Source organism: Shewanella holmiensis (genome assembly GCF_025370255.1).
Taxonomy (GTDB): domain Bacteria; phylum Pseudomonadota; class Gammaproteobacteria; order Enterobacterales; family Shewanellaceae; genus Shewanella; species Shewanella holmiensis.
Window position 1 is genome coordinate 143,048 of the sequence record NZ_JAMTCD010000004.1, and the last position, 13,301, is coordinate 156,348.

At 41.5% G+C, this 13,301-nt stretch carries 14 protein-coding genes; 12 read left to right on the forward strand and 2 right to left on the reverse strand.

From position 1 onward, the window contains the following. Nucleotides 1-14 precede the first annotated feature (14 nt). Entirely contained in the window at nt 15-1,622 is a 1,608-nt protein-coding gene (gene nadB / locus NE535_RS04860; RefSeq protein WP_261297548.1) for an L-aspartate oxidase, read from the reverse strand. A gap of 232 nt (nt 1,623-1,854) precedes the next feature. Here nadB and rpoE point away from each other — a divergent pair, with 232 nt between their 5' ends. The 12 genes from rpoE (at nt 1,855) to NE535_RS04920 (ending at nt 11,916) form a co-directional block, all read left to right on the forward strand. Continuing rightward, on the forward strand, nt 1,855-2,433 hold the full coding sequence (gene rpoE, locus NE535_RS04865; RefSeq protein WP_188841302.1) for an RNA polymerase sigma factor RpoE: 579 nt from the start codon (nt 1,855-1,857) through the stop codon (nt 2,431-2,433). 28 nt (nt 2,434-2,461) lie between these two features. Next, nucleotides 2,462-3,067: a sigma-E factor negative regulatory protein gene (locus NE535_RS04870; protein WP_261297549.1), complete on the forward strand. Its 606-nt coding sequence runs from the start codon at nt 2,462-2,464 to the stop codon at nt 3,065-3,067. A 63-nt stretch (nt 3,068-3,130) separates the two neighbouring features. Next, entirely contained in the window at nt 3,131-4,060 is a 930-nt protein-coding gene (locus NE535_RS04875; RefSeq protein WP_261297550.1) for a MucB/RseB C-terminal domain-containing protein, read from the forward strand. 36 nt (nt 4,061-4,096) lie between these two features. Beyond that, nucleotides 4,097-4,612 (forward strand): SoxR reducing system RseC family protein, encoded by a 516-nt coding sequence (locus NE535_RS04880; RefSeq protein WP_261297551.1) that lies wholly within the window; start codon nt 4,097-4,099, stop codon nt 4,610-4,612. Between the two features lie 148 nt (nt 4,613-4,760). Next, nucleotides 4,761-6,551 (forward strand): translation elongation factor 4, encoded by a 1,791-nt coding sequence (gene lepA, locus NE535_RS04885; protein WP_261297552.1) that lies wholly within the window; start codon nt 4,761-4,763, stop codon nt 6,549-6,551. Nucleotides 6,552-6,727: 176 nt separating this feature from the next. After that, nucleotides 6,728-7,642 (forward strand): signal peptidase I, encoded by a 915-nt coding sequence (lepB, locus tag NE535_RS04890; protein WP_261297553.1) that lies wholly within the window; start codon nt 6,728-6,730, stop codon nt 7,640-7,642. Further along, entirely contained in the window at nt 7,642-8,322 is a 681-nt protein-coding gene (rnc, locus tag NE535_RS04895; protein WP_261297554.1) for a ribonuclease III, read from the forward strand. The genes lepB and rnc overlap by 1 nt, the downstream gene beginning before the upstream one ends. Continuing rightward, nucleotides 8,319-9,332: a GTPase Era gene (era, locus tag NE535_RS04900; RefSeq protein WP_261297555.1), complete on the forward strand. Its 1,014-nt coding sequence runs from the start codon at nt 8,319-8,321 to the stop codon at nt 9,330-9,332. The genes rnc and era overlap by 4 nt, the downstream gene beginning before the upstream one ends. A 45-nt stretch (nt 9,333-9,377) precedes the next feature. After that, a complete protein-coding gene (recO, locus tag NE535_RS04905) occupies nt 9,378-10,082 on the forward strand; it encodes a DNA repair protein RecO (RefSeq protein WP_261297620.1) in 705 nt (234 codons plus the stop codon). 71 nt (nt 10,083-10,153) lie between these two features. After that, nucleotides 10,154-10,891: a pyridoxine 5'-phosphate synthase gene (gene pdxJ / locus NE535_RS04910; protein ID WP_261297556.1), complete on the forward strand. Its 738-nt coding sequence runs from the start codon at nt 10,154-10,156 to the stop codon at nt 10,889-10,891. Then, on the forward strand, nt 10,891-11,271 hold the full coding sequence (gene acpS, locus NE535_RS04915; protein ID WP_261297557.1) for a holo-ACP synthase: 381 nt from the start codon (nt 10,891-10,893) through the stop codon (nt 11,269-11,271). The genes pdxJ and acpS overlap by 1 nt, the downstream gene beginning before the upstream one ends. A gap of 120 nt (nt 11,272-11,391) precedes the next feature. After that, nucleotides 11,392-11,916, forward strand: coding sequence for an Mpo1 family 2-hydroxy fatty acid dioxygenase (locus tag NE535_RS04920; protein WP_261297558.1), 525 nt, complete (start codon nt 11,392-11,394; stop codon nt 11,914-11,916). Nucleotides 11,917-11,976: 60 nt separating this feature from the next. On the opposite strand, the gene NE535_RS04925 is transcribed toward NE535_RS04920, so the two are convergent. Next, complete coding sequence (locus NE535_RS04925; protein ID WP_261297559.1) at nt 11,977-13,269, reverse strand: HlyC/CorC family transporter; 1,293 nt, start codon at nt 13,267-13,269, stop codon at nt 11,977-11,979. Between the last annotated feature and the right edge of the window lie 32 nt (nt 13,270-13,301).

Below are 13,301 nucleotides of genomic sequence, written 5' to 3' on the forward strand. Positions count from 1 at the left end.
TTAACGAAACATATTTAGTTTGGTTGTAAAATTGTTGGTCCTGAATTTTCAAGAAGTTCAGGGTAATCAATATTATAATGCAATCCTCGGCTTTCCTTACGCTCCATCGCACAGCGAATAATTAGTTCAGCCACTTGCACCAGGTTTCGTAATTCCAGCAGGTTATTACTCACACGGAAATTAGAATAATATTCTTGGATTTCTTGTTGTAACATCATACAACGTCGCAGTGCACGCTCTAATCGTTTATCCGTTCGTACAATGCCAACATAATCCCACATAAACAGTCTTAGCTCATGCCAGTTGTGGGCAATGACAACTTCTTCATCTGAGTTGCTCACCTTACTTTCGTCCCAGTTAGGCACATTAATTGGCATTTTAATTTTTTGAAGCTGGCTTTCAATATCTTGAGATGCAGCTCTGGCGAACACGAGGCATTCTAATAAAGAGTTGCTTGCCAGACGATTCGCGCCGTGCAGTCCGGTATAGGCCACTTCGCCAATAGCATATAGGCCATTTAAATCAGTTTGGCCATGTAAATCAGTCATTACGCCGCCGCACGTATAATGTGCCGCAGGCACCGCTGGAATAGGAGATTTGGTGATATCAATTCCTAACTCTAAACAACGCTGATAAATAGTCGGGAAATGTTTAATAATAAAGTCAGCAGGCTTATGGCTAATATCTAAATAGACACAATCGGAACCTAAACGTTTCATTTCATAGTCAATAGCCCTTGCGACAATATCTCGAGGGGCGAGTTCAGCTCGTTCATCAAATTCAGGCATAAAACGACTGCCATCAGGACGACGAAGGTAAGCGCCTTCACCTCTTAATGCTTCTGATAGTAAGAAGTTTTTGGCTTCAGCATGGTATAAACACGTTGGATGGAATTGGTTAAACTCCATATTGGCTACACGGCAACCTGCGCGCCACGCCATTGCAATACCATCACCGCTGGCAATGTCTGGGTTGGAAGTATATTGATAAACCTTTGAACATCCACCCGTTGCCAGTGCAACAAATTTAGCGGTAATGGTTTCTACGTGCTCTTTATCTCGATTCCAAACATAAGCACCAAGAACACGGTTACCTGGGCGGTTAAGCTTACGAGATGTAATGAGGTCAATTGCATTATAGCGTTCTAACACGCGAATATTGGGATGGGTAAGGGCGCGTTCTTGCAGTGTGGTTTGTACTGCTTTGCCTGTTGCATCAGCAGCATGCAAAATACGACGATGACTGTGACCGCCTTCTCGGGTGAGGTGATAAGGCGCATCTTTTTGATTATCTGATGTTTCTTCTTTATCAAAAGCCACACCACAATCTATCAGCCACTGCATAGACGCTTTGGCATTTTCAGCGGTAAAAGTCACTACGGTTTTATCGCATAATCCGGCACCCGCTATAAGGGTGTCATTTACATGAGATTCTATCGTGTCACCTTCATCAAATACGGAAGCAATGCCACCTTGGGCATAAAGGGTTGAACCTTCAGCTAAAGGGCCTTTAGAGAGAAGAATCACAGAAGATGTTTCTGCCAAATGGAGTGCTAAAGTGAGCCCTGCCGCACCGCTACCTATAACCAAAATGTCAGATTGGTATTCAACTGCTTGTGTCATCGGGTATCATGGGTAAAGAAATGGTTCAGTAATGGTAAATCAAAACACCATACTTGGGTACATTAAGCCGATATTTTGTTCGTGCTATTTCGTGTTTATTTGGCAAAAAGCCAGCAAAATGAATTTTTTTTTATATTTTATCGAACTTTTATCGAAATGCTCAGTCTACTTATATGAACAGGATTCGAGCGACTGAATATCAGTGATACAGATTTAGGAGTAGTCGGCTCGGATGAGTGGACAATATAGTGATCAACAATTAGTTGAGCGTGTACAGCAAGGCGATAAAAACGCTTTTAACCTGTTGGTAATGAAATACCAAAACAAAGTCATGAGCCTGATTGGACGATATGTTCGAAATCAAGCGGATGTAGCTGATGTAACACAAGAAGCTTTTATTAAAGCTTACCGTGCACTTGCTAACTTTCGTGGTGATAGTGCTTTTTATACCTGGTTGTACCGAATAGCCGTTAATACGGCAAAGAATTTTCTTACTTCTCAAGGGCGAAAAGCGCCTGCGAATGATGTAGATATAGAAGAAGCTGAATACTATGAAGGCAGTGATGCTTTAAAAGAATTTGCTTCACCAGAGCGTTTATTGATGAAAGATCAAATGAGTAAAGTGATTTTTGATACTCTCGATAAATTGCCTGAAGAATTAAAAATGGCGATATCTTTACGTGAATTAGATGGTATGAGTTACGAAGATATTGCCAATATAATGGATTGTCCCGTTGGTACGGTAAGATCGCGAATATTTCGCGCTCGAGAAGCAATCGATAAACAGCTCCAGCCTCTACTGGAAAAGTAATAGCCTTATTATTTAAGATAGGTGAAAAATGGTTAAATCAAGTCAAGAATGGGTATCTGCAGCAGTTGATGGCGAAGTTGATGTGCAAACATTAACTCAACTTGCATCTGATGTTGATTCTCATCAAGAGTGGCAACGTTATCACATGATTGGTGATGCGATGCGTGGTGAACTTCCCACGGCCATCGACTTAGATATTACAGCAAGTATTGCAGCTGCTATTGAGTTAGAGCCTACGATCATGGCCCCTAAAAATAGCATCGTGATAGAAGAACAAAGCGTTGCGGCCAACACGCCAAATACATCGAATGTGGTATCACTGTTTAAGCAGTTTGGTCAATATGCTATTGCTGCTAGTGTCGCGTTAGTTGCCATTGTTGGTGTGCAGTCTTACGATCAATCTCAAGACGTAGAGTCGCCATTACCCGTGTTTAACACCCGTCCGCTAGTGGGAACTATGTCTCCTGTGAGTTTACAAACAGGGCCGGTAGCGAATCAGCAAGGTTATACAAACGAGCAAGTGCTTGAACAGCGCAAACGTATTAACGCTTACATTCAAGATCACATGCTTCAACAACGCTTAAATCCAGGTGTTCAAGTTGAGCAAGCTAACCAAGCTGAAATCAACCAATAACTTTTATTCTCCATTCAGCAATGGTTTAATAGGCCATTGCTGTTTTACTTTCTAGGAGTTAGCTTGCGCCTTTTCCTGCTAGCACTGTTAATCATCTCCCCTTTTAGCCATAGTGAAGAATTGTCAGCAAAAGATTGGCTTGTCAACATGAGCCAAGCACTTAGCGAAACACAGTTCAAGGCCTCTGTTGTGCAAATTCAAGCTGATCATGTACGTCCTTTGGTATTTTTACAAGGTACGGTAGATGATAAGCGAATAGCCTATTTAGAATACCTAAATGGTCCGCCCAAAAATGCGGTCAAAGTAAATAATACCGTTACCTTTTTAGAGCATGACCAACCGCCATACAGTGTTAATGCCAGCCTTATTCAGGGGGTTTGGCCTGTATCTTTATATGGTGACATAAGTAAGCTAGAGCAGGGCTATCAATTCGTGCTTGGCGGCCGCAGTCGCATTGCAGGTAGGGCTGGTCAGATGATCCGATTTATTGCCAAAGACGAATATCGTTATGATGCTCAAATCTGGCTAGATTTAGAAACCTATTTACCCTTGCGATATGACACGCTTAATCGTGAAAAACAATTACTTGAACAGACAATGGTTATTGAACTCATTGAATTCAAAGAGTCTCCCAGTATTTTAGTTGAAGCCAGCAAACATGATTGGCCTGATGTAATCAAACAAGCCGATCGTAAAGATGCACAAGATTGGCAGTTTACCTGGTTACCGCAGGGGTTTGATATGGTGGTCAGTGATAATCATCGTTTAATCGGTATTCACGAGCCCGTTGAATATATTGCCTTGACTGATGGCTTAGCCAATATTTCGGTTTATGTTGCTAGAGCGCCTGAAGGCCCAATGCCCGAAGAATTAGTTACCAGAAATGGCTTGTCTATGGTGGTTGAAAAAGTGGGTAACGCCGAAGTGGTCGCTTTAGGTAAAGTACCAAGTCAAACTTTAGAGCGCATTGCCCGAAGTTTAGCGTTAAAGTAGCGCGATAATTACCCATCAACCATAAGTAATTTGATTATGTCTAATCGACCCAAATTTGCCGAACGCCAACCTGAGCCAAGTTCTTTATTAGAGGAGTTGGCTAAAGTGGTTGATTATCAACACGGTTGGGTAATGGTAGAGGTTGAGTTAAAAAGTGCTTGTAATCACTGTGCTAATAATGAAAATTGTGGCACATCTGCAGTGGCTAAAGCCTTTTCTGTTAAAACACAGAGATTTTCTATTGCAAGTGAACAGCCTTACGCAAAGAACGATATGTTGAAGTTGGGTCTTCCTGAAAGTGTGATTATTCAAGCTGCGGCATTGGTCTATTTGCTTCCTCTGTTAGGGCTGTTTTTATTCGCTGGCATAGGGCATTTATTAGCGTTTGGCCTTGAGCTTGATACTAATCTTAGTGCAATGATTCTAGCCTTATTTGGGGCCGCGTTAAGTTGGCGAATAGGCAAATACTTTGCACATAAGATTGAAGCCAACGCACAACCCGTTATCATCAGTAATTTAGGCCAGCAGGTCGATTTATTCCGCAAAATTTAGTTCATTCAATGAAATTCAGCCTTTGTTTTTAGACAATTTTAGGCTTGATTTAGATATGGATGATGAATCTGATTGGTATTAGCACCCTTATCAGGTACAATTTCACACCATATTTTTCACCCTTTTTAGTAGTAGTCATTGCCTCATAATGAAACACATTAGAAACTTTTCAATTATTGCCCATATCGACCACGGCAAATCCACCTTATCGGATCGTCTTATCCAGTTTTGTGGCGGCTTAAGTGACCGCGAGATGGCTGCTCAGGTTCTCGATTCAATGGACATTGAACGTGAGCGTGGCATTACCATTAAAGCCCAAAGCGTGACTTTGGACTATAAAGCTAAAGATGGAAACATTTATCAATTAAACTTCATTGACACTCCAGGACACGTAGACTTTTCATACGAAGTGTCTCGCTCACTAGCCGCCTGTGAAGGTGCATTGTTAGTGGTAGATGCTGGTCAAGGTGTTGAAGCGCAAACGTTAGCGAACTGTTATACCGCGTTAGATATGAACCTTGATGTGGTTCCTGTGCTAAACAAAATCGATTTACCTCAAGCTGAGCCAGATAGGGTTGCTGCCGAGATTGAAGATATTGTTGGTATTGATGCTATGGATGCTGTGCGTTGCTCAGCTAAAACGGGCGTTGGTATTGAAGATGTACTTGAAGAAATTGTGGCTAAAATCCCTCCCCCAGAAGGCGATGAAAATGCACCTTTACAAGCGCTGATCATTGACTCTTGGTTTGATGCATATTTAGGCGTGGTGTCTTTAGTACGTATTAAACATGGTGTGCTAAAGAAAGGCGACAAGTTTAAAGTGATGTCTACCGGACAAAACTATAACGCGGATCGCGTCGGTATTTTTACGCCTAAAGAACAGGACGAGCCTGAGCTACGAGCGGGTGAAGTAGGCTATGTGATTTCTGGTATCAAAGAGATCCATGGCGCACCAGTAGGTGATACTTTAACTCATGCCAAACATGGTGCAGAGATACCGCTTCCAGGGTTTAAAAAAGTAAAACCTCAGGTTTATGCGGGTGTTTTCCCTATTTCGACAGACGAATATGAAAACTTCCGTGAAGCATTGAACAAATTATCACTAAACGATGCATCACTGTTTTTCGAGCCAGAAACATCGGGTGCACTTGGCTTTGGTTTCCGTATTGGTTACCTTGGTTTACTGCACATGGAGATCGTTCAAGAGCGTTTAGAGCGCGAATATAATCTTGAATTGATCACCACTGCGCCAACTGTAGTTTATGAAGTGCAAATGACCAATGGTGATATTATTTATGTTGATAATCCATCAGATTTGCCACCATTAAATAACATTGAAGAAGTGCGTGAGCCAATTGTTGAAGCGAATATTCTAGTGCCAAAAGAATACTTGGGTAACGTGATTACCTTATGTATTGATAAGCGCGGAATGCAAACCAATATGGTTTACCACGGTAACCAAGTAGCGGTTACTTACCATATCCCAATGGCAGAAGTGGTCATGGACTTCTTTGACCGTTTGAAGTCAACAAGTCGTGGTTATGCGTCATTGGAGTATAACTTCATTCGTTTTGATCCTGCTGATATGGTGCGTTTAGATATCCTGATCAATGGCGATCGCGTTGATGCACTTGCGATGATCATTCACCGCACTAATATTCGTCATCGTGGTTTAGCCCTTGTTGAAAAAATGAAAGAGCTTATTCCAAGACAGATGTTTGATATCGCAATTCAAGCCGCGATTGGCAGTCAAATTGTTGCGCGTTCAACGATTAAAGCCCTGCGTAAAGACGTAACCGCTAAGTGTTATGGTGGTGACGTTTCACGTAAGAAGAAACTGCTTAATAAGCAGAAAGAAGGTAAGAAACGTATGAAGCAGGTGGGTAACGTTGAGGTGCCTCAAGAGGCATTCTTAGCAGTATTGAAGTTAAATGATTAATCATAATTAACTCAATTGCTTCTAAGATAACGCCGCATTTAGCGGCGTTATCGTTATAATAAATCTAATTTATCTGCAAAAGTTTGTCAGTAATGAGTCGTCGACAATGGCTTACACTGTTTTTTTAGATAATAACCTTTAAAGTGTAAGACTTATAATTAGGAGTTCTATCAGTAATGGCAGCTCACTTTTCTACCATTCTTGTACTTGTCACCCTTATCAGCGGTCTGATTTGGCTGATTGATGTGGTATTTTTTGCCCCTAAACGCAAAGAGAAATTGGCTTTAGCTCAATCTGGTTCAAAACAACTCAGTGACGAAGCAATTGATAAAATTATTCGCGAGCCAGTGTTAGTCGAAACCGCGCACTCTATTTTTCCTGTGATTGCATTTGTAATGATTCTGCGTTCATTTATTTACGAACCATTTCAAATACCATCAGGGTCAATGATGCCCACCTTGCTAGTGGGTGATTTTATCTTGGTTGAAAAATTCAGTTATGGCTTACGAGATCCTGTATGGCGCACCAAATTAGTCGAAACTGGTGAGCCAGAGCGGGGCGATGTATTTGTATTTAAATACCCTGAAAACCCATCAATTGATTACATTAAACGTGTTGTAGGCTTACCGGGTGATACAGTGGTATACCGTAATAAGCAATTGAGTATCCAGCCTAAATGTAGCACAGATAATGTTTGTCCAGAGCCATTGGTTATTGAACATGTTGAACTTAACCAAGGTGAGTTTACTCAAGAAAATGTCCCTTTGACTCGCTACACTGAAATAACATCTGGCTTTGCGCATGATATTTTAATCAATCCATCTCGCCCTGATTTTAGACAGCATTTTTATCAGCAAGCGGGGACACAAACCGGTGAGTTTGTTGTACCAGAAGGGCAGTACTTTGCCATGGGTGATAACCGCGATAACAGTACAGATAGTCGTTTTTGGGGCTTCGTGCCAGAAGCTAATCTTGTTGGTAAAGCGGTCGCTATTTGGGTAAGTTTTGAGTTTGACCGCGAAGCAAGCGATTTTTTACCTACGTGGGTACCAAGTGGAGTTCGTTTTGAGCGCACGGGTGGAATTAAGTAATGGAACCGATTAAAAACTTACCTAGACTTTGTCGTACCTTAGGTTATGAATTTAACGACATTAACTTATTGATCCAAGCCTTGACTCACCGCAGTGCAGCAAATAAACATAACGAGCGTTTAGAGTTTTTAGGTGATTCGATCTTATCTATTGTGATATCGGACGCTTTATATCACCAGTTTCCCAAAGCTACGGAAGGTGATTTAAGTCGTATGCGTGCAACATTGGTGAAAGGCGATACGCTTACCTTGATTGCTAAAGAGTTTAAGTTAGGCGATTACCTATTTTTAGGTCCAGGTGAACTTAAAAGTGGTGGCTTTAGACGTGAATCTATTTTGGCTGACGCGGTTGAGGCCATCATTGGTGCAGTCTATCTAGATGCGAACATTGATGCTTGCCGTGCTTTATTATTGAGCTGGTATGAGCAACGTTTAGCTAAAATTAAGCCAGGCATCAATCAAAAAGATCCTAAGACTATTTTACAAGAGCACCTTCAAGGTTTTAAAAAGCCGTTACCTGACTATCAGGTGGTTAAAGTTGAAGGTGAAGCACACGATCAAACCTTTACGGTTGAGTGTCGTATTACGGATTTGGCTGATGTCGTTATTGGCGTAGCAAGTTCAAGAAGAAAAGCTGAGCAGCTAGCGGCCGCTCAGGTGTTGGAGTTACTGAACAAATGACCAAGAAAAACGACTTGCCAGATCAACAAGCACAGGCTGAAAATGAGCCAAGCTTAAATGAGTTATTGTCAAGAATGAACCTTGCAGCACCCGAGGCCACAGCTCAATATGATGTGACTTATTGCGGTATGGTTGCCATTGTTGGCCGTCCTAATGTGGGCAAGTCGACTTTACTGAATAAATTACTTGGCCAAAAAGTCAGCATTACGTCTAAAAAGCCACAAACAACGCGCCATCGTATTATGGGTATTCATAGCGATGGCCCTAAACAAATCGTATTTATTGATACGCCAGGTTTACACATTGAAGAAAAGCGCGCCATTAACCGTTTAATGAACCGTGCCGCTGCCAGTTCATTGGCTGATGTGTCTATGGTGATTTTTGTTGTTGATGGCATGACCTGGACTGCTGACGATGAAATGGTTTTACAAAAAATCAAGCATCGTAACGACGATCGTAAAATTGTGTTAGCCATTAATAAGGTTGATAACATCAAAGATAAAGAGGCCTTATTCCCTTATTTAAGTGAATTGGGCAAGAAATTTGACTTTGATGATATTTTGCCTATTTCAGCGAATAAAGGCACTAACGTGCAGCGTATTTTAGAGTTAGCGCAAACGTCACTTCCTAAAGCACCGTTTTACTTTCCTGAAGATTATGTCACCGATCGCTCACAACGTTTCATGGCATCGGAAATTGTCCGTGAAAAACTAATGCGCTTTTTAGGTGATGAATTACCTTATGATTGCACCGTTGAAATTGAGCAATTTAAAATGATGGACAATGGTGTCTATCAAATCAATGCACTGATTTTAGTTGAACGTGATGGCCAGAAACGCATGGTTATTGGCAATAAAGGCGAACGTATACGCACCATTGCTACCCAAGCCAGATTAGATATGGAAACCCTATTTGATAATAAAGTGTTTCTTGAGATTTGGGTCAAAGTTAAATCGGGTTGGGCTGATGATGAACGTGCGCTTCGTAGCTTAGGTTATGGTGAAGACTAACCACTTTGGCGGTAACACTCATCAGGTGACATTAACATGGCCACAATGAAACGTGGCTATGTTTTACATCACCGTGCTTATCGTGAGTCTAGCGTGATAGTTAACTTACTCATTGATGGTGTCGGGCGAGTTGATGCCATCGTTCGCACTGGCAGCGGTAAACGTTCCATTAAGTCCATTTTACAACCTTTTCAACCCCTCATTATTCAATTTAGTGCCCAGTCTGAAGCCAAGAATTTATCGTTAAAAACTATTACCCATATTGAAGCTGCCGCCCCAGCCATTCCATTAACAGGCAATAGCTTGTATTCAGGGTTTTATTTAAACGAACTTACCGTACGGTTATTAACGGTTGAGCACCAAACCGAAGCGTTATTTTTAGCTTATCATCGAAGTGTTTTAGCTTTGGCTAAGGCCTTTTGCTCAAGCCACTTACGCTTTTTTGAGAAAGCATTGTTACTCGAGCTAGGTGCATTACCATCCTTGCAATATGATGTTGAGGGGAATGCGATTGATGCCCAGAGTTTCTATCGTTTAGAAGCCGATTGTGGCTTTATTCCTGTATTACAGCATGCTGTAGGCGTATTTAACCACGGTAAAAGTGTAGTGCCAGGTGCAATGTTGATTGCTCTTCAGCTTGAAAATTTGCCCGCTGAGCACCTTAACTCGGCTAAAGGCTTAATGCGTTTCTTGCTAGCGCCTTTGCTAGGCACTAAGCCATTATTAAGCCGTCAACTATTCATTAAATAATCTCGAATTCAACCACAGTTGTCAGTACAATAACATTCACACTATTTTGTCATCACGTTAAGGAACCTTCCGTGAGCGCTATTCTTTTAGGTATTAATATCGATCATATTGCGACCCTTCGTCAGGCTCGTGGCACTAATTATCCAGATCCAATTCATGCGGCTGCTGTTGCCGAGCATGCTGGCGCGGATGGTATTACCATTCATTTACGTGAAGATCGTCGCCATATTCAAGACAGAGATGTGTATTTATTAGCAAAAACCCTTAAGACGCGAATGAATTTTGAATTTGCTGTAACTGAAGAAATGATCGCGATTGCGTGTGAAGTTAAGCCGGCTTACGCTTGCTTAGTGCCTGAAAAGCGTGAAGAGCTAACCACAGAAGGTGGCTTAGATGTCGCTGGTCAGTTAGATAAAATCACTTCAGCAGTAACCCGCTTGGCAGCAAATGGCATTAAAGTGTCTTTATTTATCGACGCAGACAAACTGCAAATCGATGCAGCTGTTGCATCTGGTGCACCTTACATTGAAATACATACAGGTTGTTATGCTGATGCACACACAGATGCAGAACAGGCGTCAGAGCTAAAACGTATTGCAGAAATGGCTGCTTATGCCCACAGTAAAGGCTTAGTGGTTAATGCTGGACACGGGCTGCATTATCATAATGTGAAGCCAATTGCGGCGATCCCGGAATTATATGAGTTAAATATTGGCCATGCCGTCGTTGCGCGCGCTGCAATTGATGGGCTTGAAAAGGCCGTACGCGATATGAAGCAGTTGATGCTTGAAGGTCGCAGAGGCGAATAATGGCAATTATTGGCATAGGTACTGACATTGTTGAAATTGCACGAATACGTGAACAACGTGAACGCATTGGCGACAAGTTAGCTAAGCGTATTTTAACCGATGCTGAGTTTACTGTGTATTTACAATCCAAATTACCAGAACGTTTTCTCGCAAAACGTTTTGCCGCTAAAGAAGCTGCTGCTAAAGCCCTAGGCACGGGTATTGGCCGTGGGGTATCTTTTCAGCATATTCATATTGATAATGATGAAAACGGTGCGCCAATTCTGACTTTTAGTGATGGTGCTAAAGCTCGGCTTGAGTTATTGAATGGTCGTCATGGATTTATCAGCATCGCAGATGAACTACATTATGCGGTGGCGACAGTGATCCTAGAAAGTTAGTCGCTGAGTTATTGTTATGGATTTTAATCAGGCGCATTAGCGCCTTTTTTAATGAGCTTTTAAAATGAACACAGATGCGCTAAATTAACATCATTATAACAATATACTTTGAGAGCCATTATGAAATCCGCCGTAGAACAACTAGCCACTTACAAAAGTGTCCATTTGAATCCCAAAAACATCAGAACGCACTTTTTTGGGGTGCCAATGATTATTTGGTCGGCCTTTTTGATGTTAGGCACGATCCGTTTCGAACTTGCAGGGGTGGAATTAAGTGCGGCTATGGTATTGATGTTGTTTGTATTGGCTTATTACTACAAGCTTCATGTCAAATTGGCTTTAGGGTTAACCTTGTTTATTATTCCTGTATTGATTACCTCGGAGATGGCGGTTCATACGGCACAGCCATTCATGCTGGCTATCTCAATATTTATCATTGGCTGGATAATTCAATTTGTTGGCCATAAATATGAAAAAGCCAAGCCTGCATTCATGGATGATTTGAACCAATTGCTGATTGGTCCATTCTTCTTAATGGCAGAATTGTATTTTATATTGGGTTGGGAAAAGCAGCTAAATGCTGAAATTACACCAATCGCCAGAGATAAGCGTAGAGCTATTGAAGCGGCTAAACGAGGATTGTAGTCATTGATTTTTCTGAATAAAAAAGGCGCTAAGCGCCTTTTTTATTATCTAATGAAAATACTAACTTATTTCATCGTCATCGCTTTTATCAACAATGGGTGAGTTTGGCATAATACGGACCAGTTTGATCATATTGTCGGCAACTTCTATGACTTCAATGTGGTAATCCGCTAAACGAAGGCTTGTTTTAGCTGCAGGTATATCTTCAAGATACTCCACAATTAAGCCATTTAAGGTTTTAGGACCATCGATGGGGAAGTCCCATTTCATTTCTTTGTTTAAATCACGAATGTTAATGGTTGCATCAATCAAGAAACTACCATCTTGTTGAATATTAATGTCTTCACTCGGGGTGGTCATCATAGATGTGGTGAAATCACCGACGATTTCTTCCAATATATCTTCAAGTGTCACGAGTCCTTGGATATCACCATATTCATCAACCACAAGGCCAATACGTTCTTTATTCTGTTGGAAATTGGCTAGCTGTACGTTCAGCGGTGTGCCTTCTGGAATGAAGTACAGCTCTTTTACGGCACGTAACAATGATGACTTGCTGAATTGCTCTTTCGATTGTAGGCGAAGAGCATCACGTAAGTGAATAAAGCCAACAGCATCATCAATGGTGTCCCGATATACCAATACCCGAGTATGTGGACTTTGAGTGACTAGTTTATTAATCAGTTTAAAGTCATCGTTCATGTTAATGGCGTATATGTCTGAACGCGCAATCATAATATCTTCAACGGTAACTTTTTCTAAGTCTAATATCGATAGCAACATTTCTTGGTGACGTTGCGGGATCAAAGCGCCGGCTTCATGCACTACGGTTCGAAGTTCTTCCTGGCTTAATGCATCATCCGTTTGTACGGTTTTTATGCCCATCAAGCGTAAAAATCCAGTGGTGATAATGTTGAGTGATTTGACCAAAGGAAGTAAAAGAATGAGTAACCATTTCAGAAGTATGCTTGAAGGGAAAGCAATTCTTTCAGGGTGCAAGGCAGCGTAGGTTTTAGGAGTGACTTCTGCAAAAATTAATACCACTACGGTTAAAACACCAGTGGCAATAGCAACGCCCACATCACCAAACAAACGCATACCAACAATTGTCGCGATAGCGGATGCTAGGATATTGACTAAGTTGTTACCAATAAGAATAAGACCGATTAAGCGATCTGGTCTATCGAGCATTTTTAACGCTCTTTGGGCGCCTTTGTGTCCACTACCTGCTAGATGACGAAGCCGGTAGCGGTTTAAAGTCATCATGGCGGTTTCTGAACCAGAAAAATAAGCTGAGATCAGTAATAAAACCAAAAGAAAAATCAGGAGTGCGCTGGTAGATATAGCGTCCAAGAAGGGGGCTCCGTAAAAGCATACAAGCTGTA

Excerpts from the sequence above, each read along its gene's own strand:
- lepB (WP_261297553.1), top strand. The coding sequence starts at position 6,728 with ATGGCAGCTCACTTTTCTACCATTCTTGTACTTGTCACCCTTATCAGC.
- recO (WP_261297620.1), top strand. The coding sequence starts at position 9,378 with ATGAAACGTGGCTATGTTTTACATCACCGTGCTTATCGTGAGTCTAGC.
- NE535_RS04920 (WP_261297558.1), top strand. The coding sequence starts at position 11,392 with ATGAAATCCGCCGTAGAACAACTAGCCACTTACAAAAGTGTCCATTTG.
- nadB (WP_261297548.1), bottom strand. The coding sequence starts at position 1,622 with ATGACACAAGCAGTTGAATACCAATCTGACATTTTGGTTATAGGTAGC.
- lepA (WP_261297552.1), top strand. The coding sequence starts at position 4,761 with ATGAAACACATTAGAAACTTTTCAATTATTGCCCATATCGACCACGGC.
- NE535_RS04880 (WP_261297551.1), top strand. The coding sequence starts at position 4,097 with ATGTCTAATCGACCCAAATTTGCCGAACGCCAACCTGAGCCAAGTTCT.
- era (WP_261297555.1), top strand. The coding sequence starts at position 8,319 with ATGACCAAGAAAAACGACTTGCCAGATCAACAAGCACAGGCTGAAAAT.
- rpoE (WP_188841302.1), top strand. The coding sequence starts at position 1,855 with ATGAGTGGACAATATAGTGATCAACAATTAGTTGAGCGTGTACAGCAA.
- acpS (WP_261297557.1), top strand. The coding sequence starts at position 10,891 with ATGGCAATTATTGGCATAGGTACTGACATTGTTGAAATTGCACGAATA.
- NE535_RS04870 (WP_261297549.1), top strand. The coding sequence starts at position 2,462 with ATGGTTAAATCAAGTCAAGAATGGGTATCTGCAGCAGTTGATGGCGAA.
- rnc (WP_261297554.1), top strand. The coding sequence starts at position 7,642 with ATGGAACCGATTAAAAACTTACCTAGACTTTGTCGTACCTTAGGTTAT.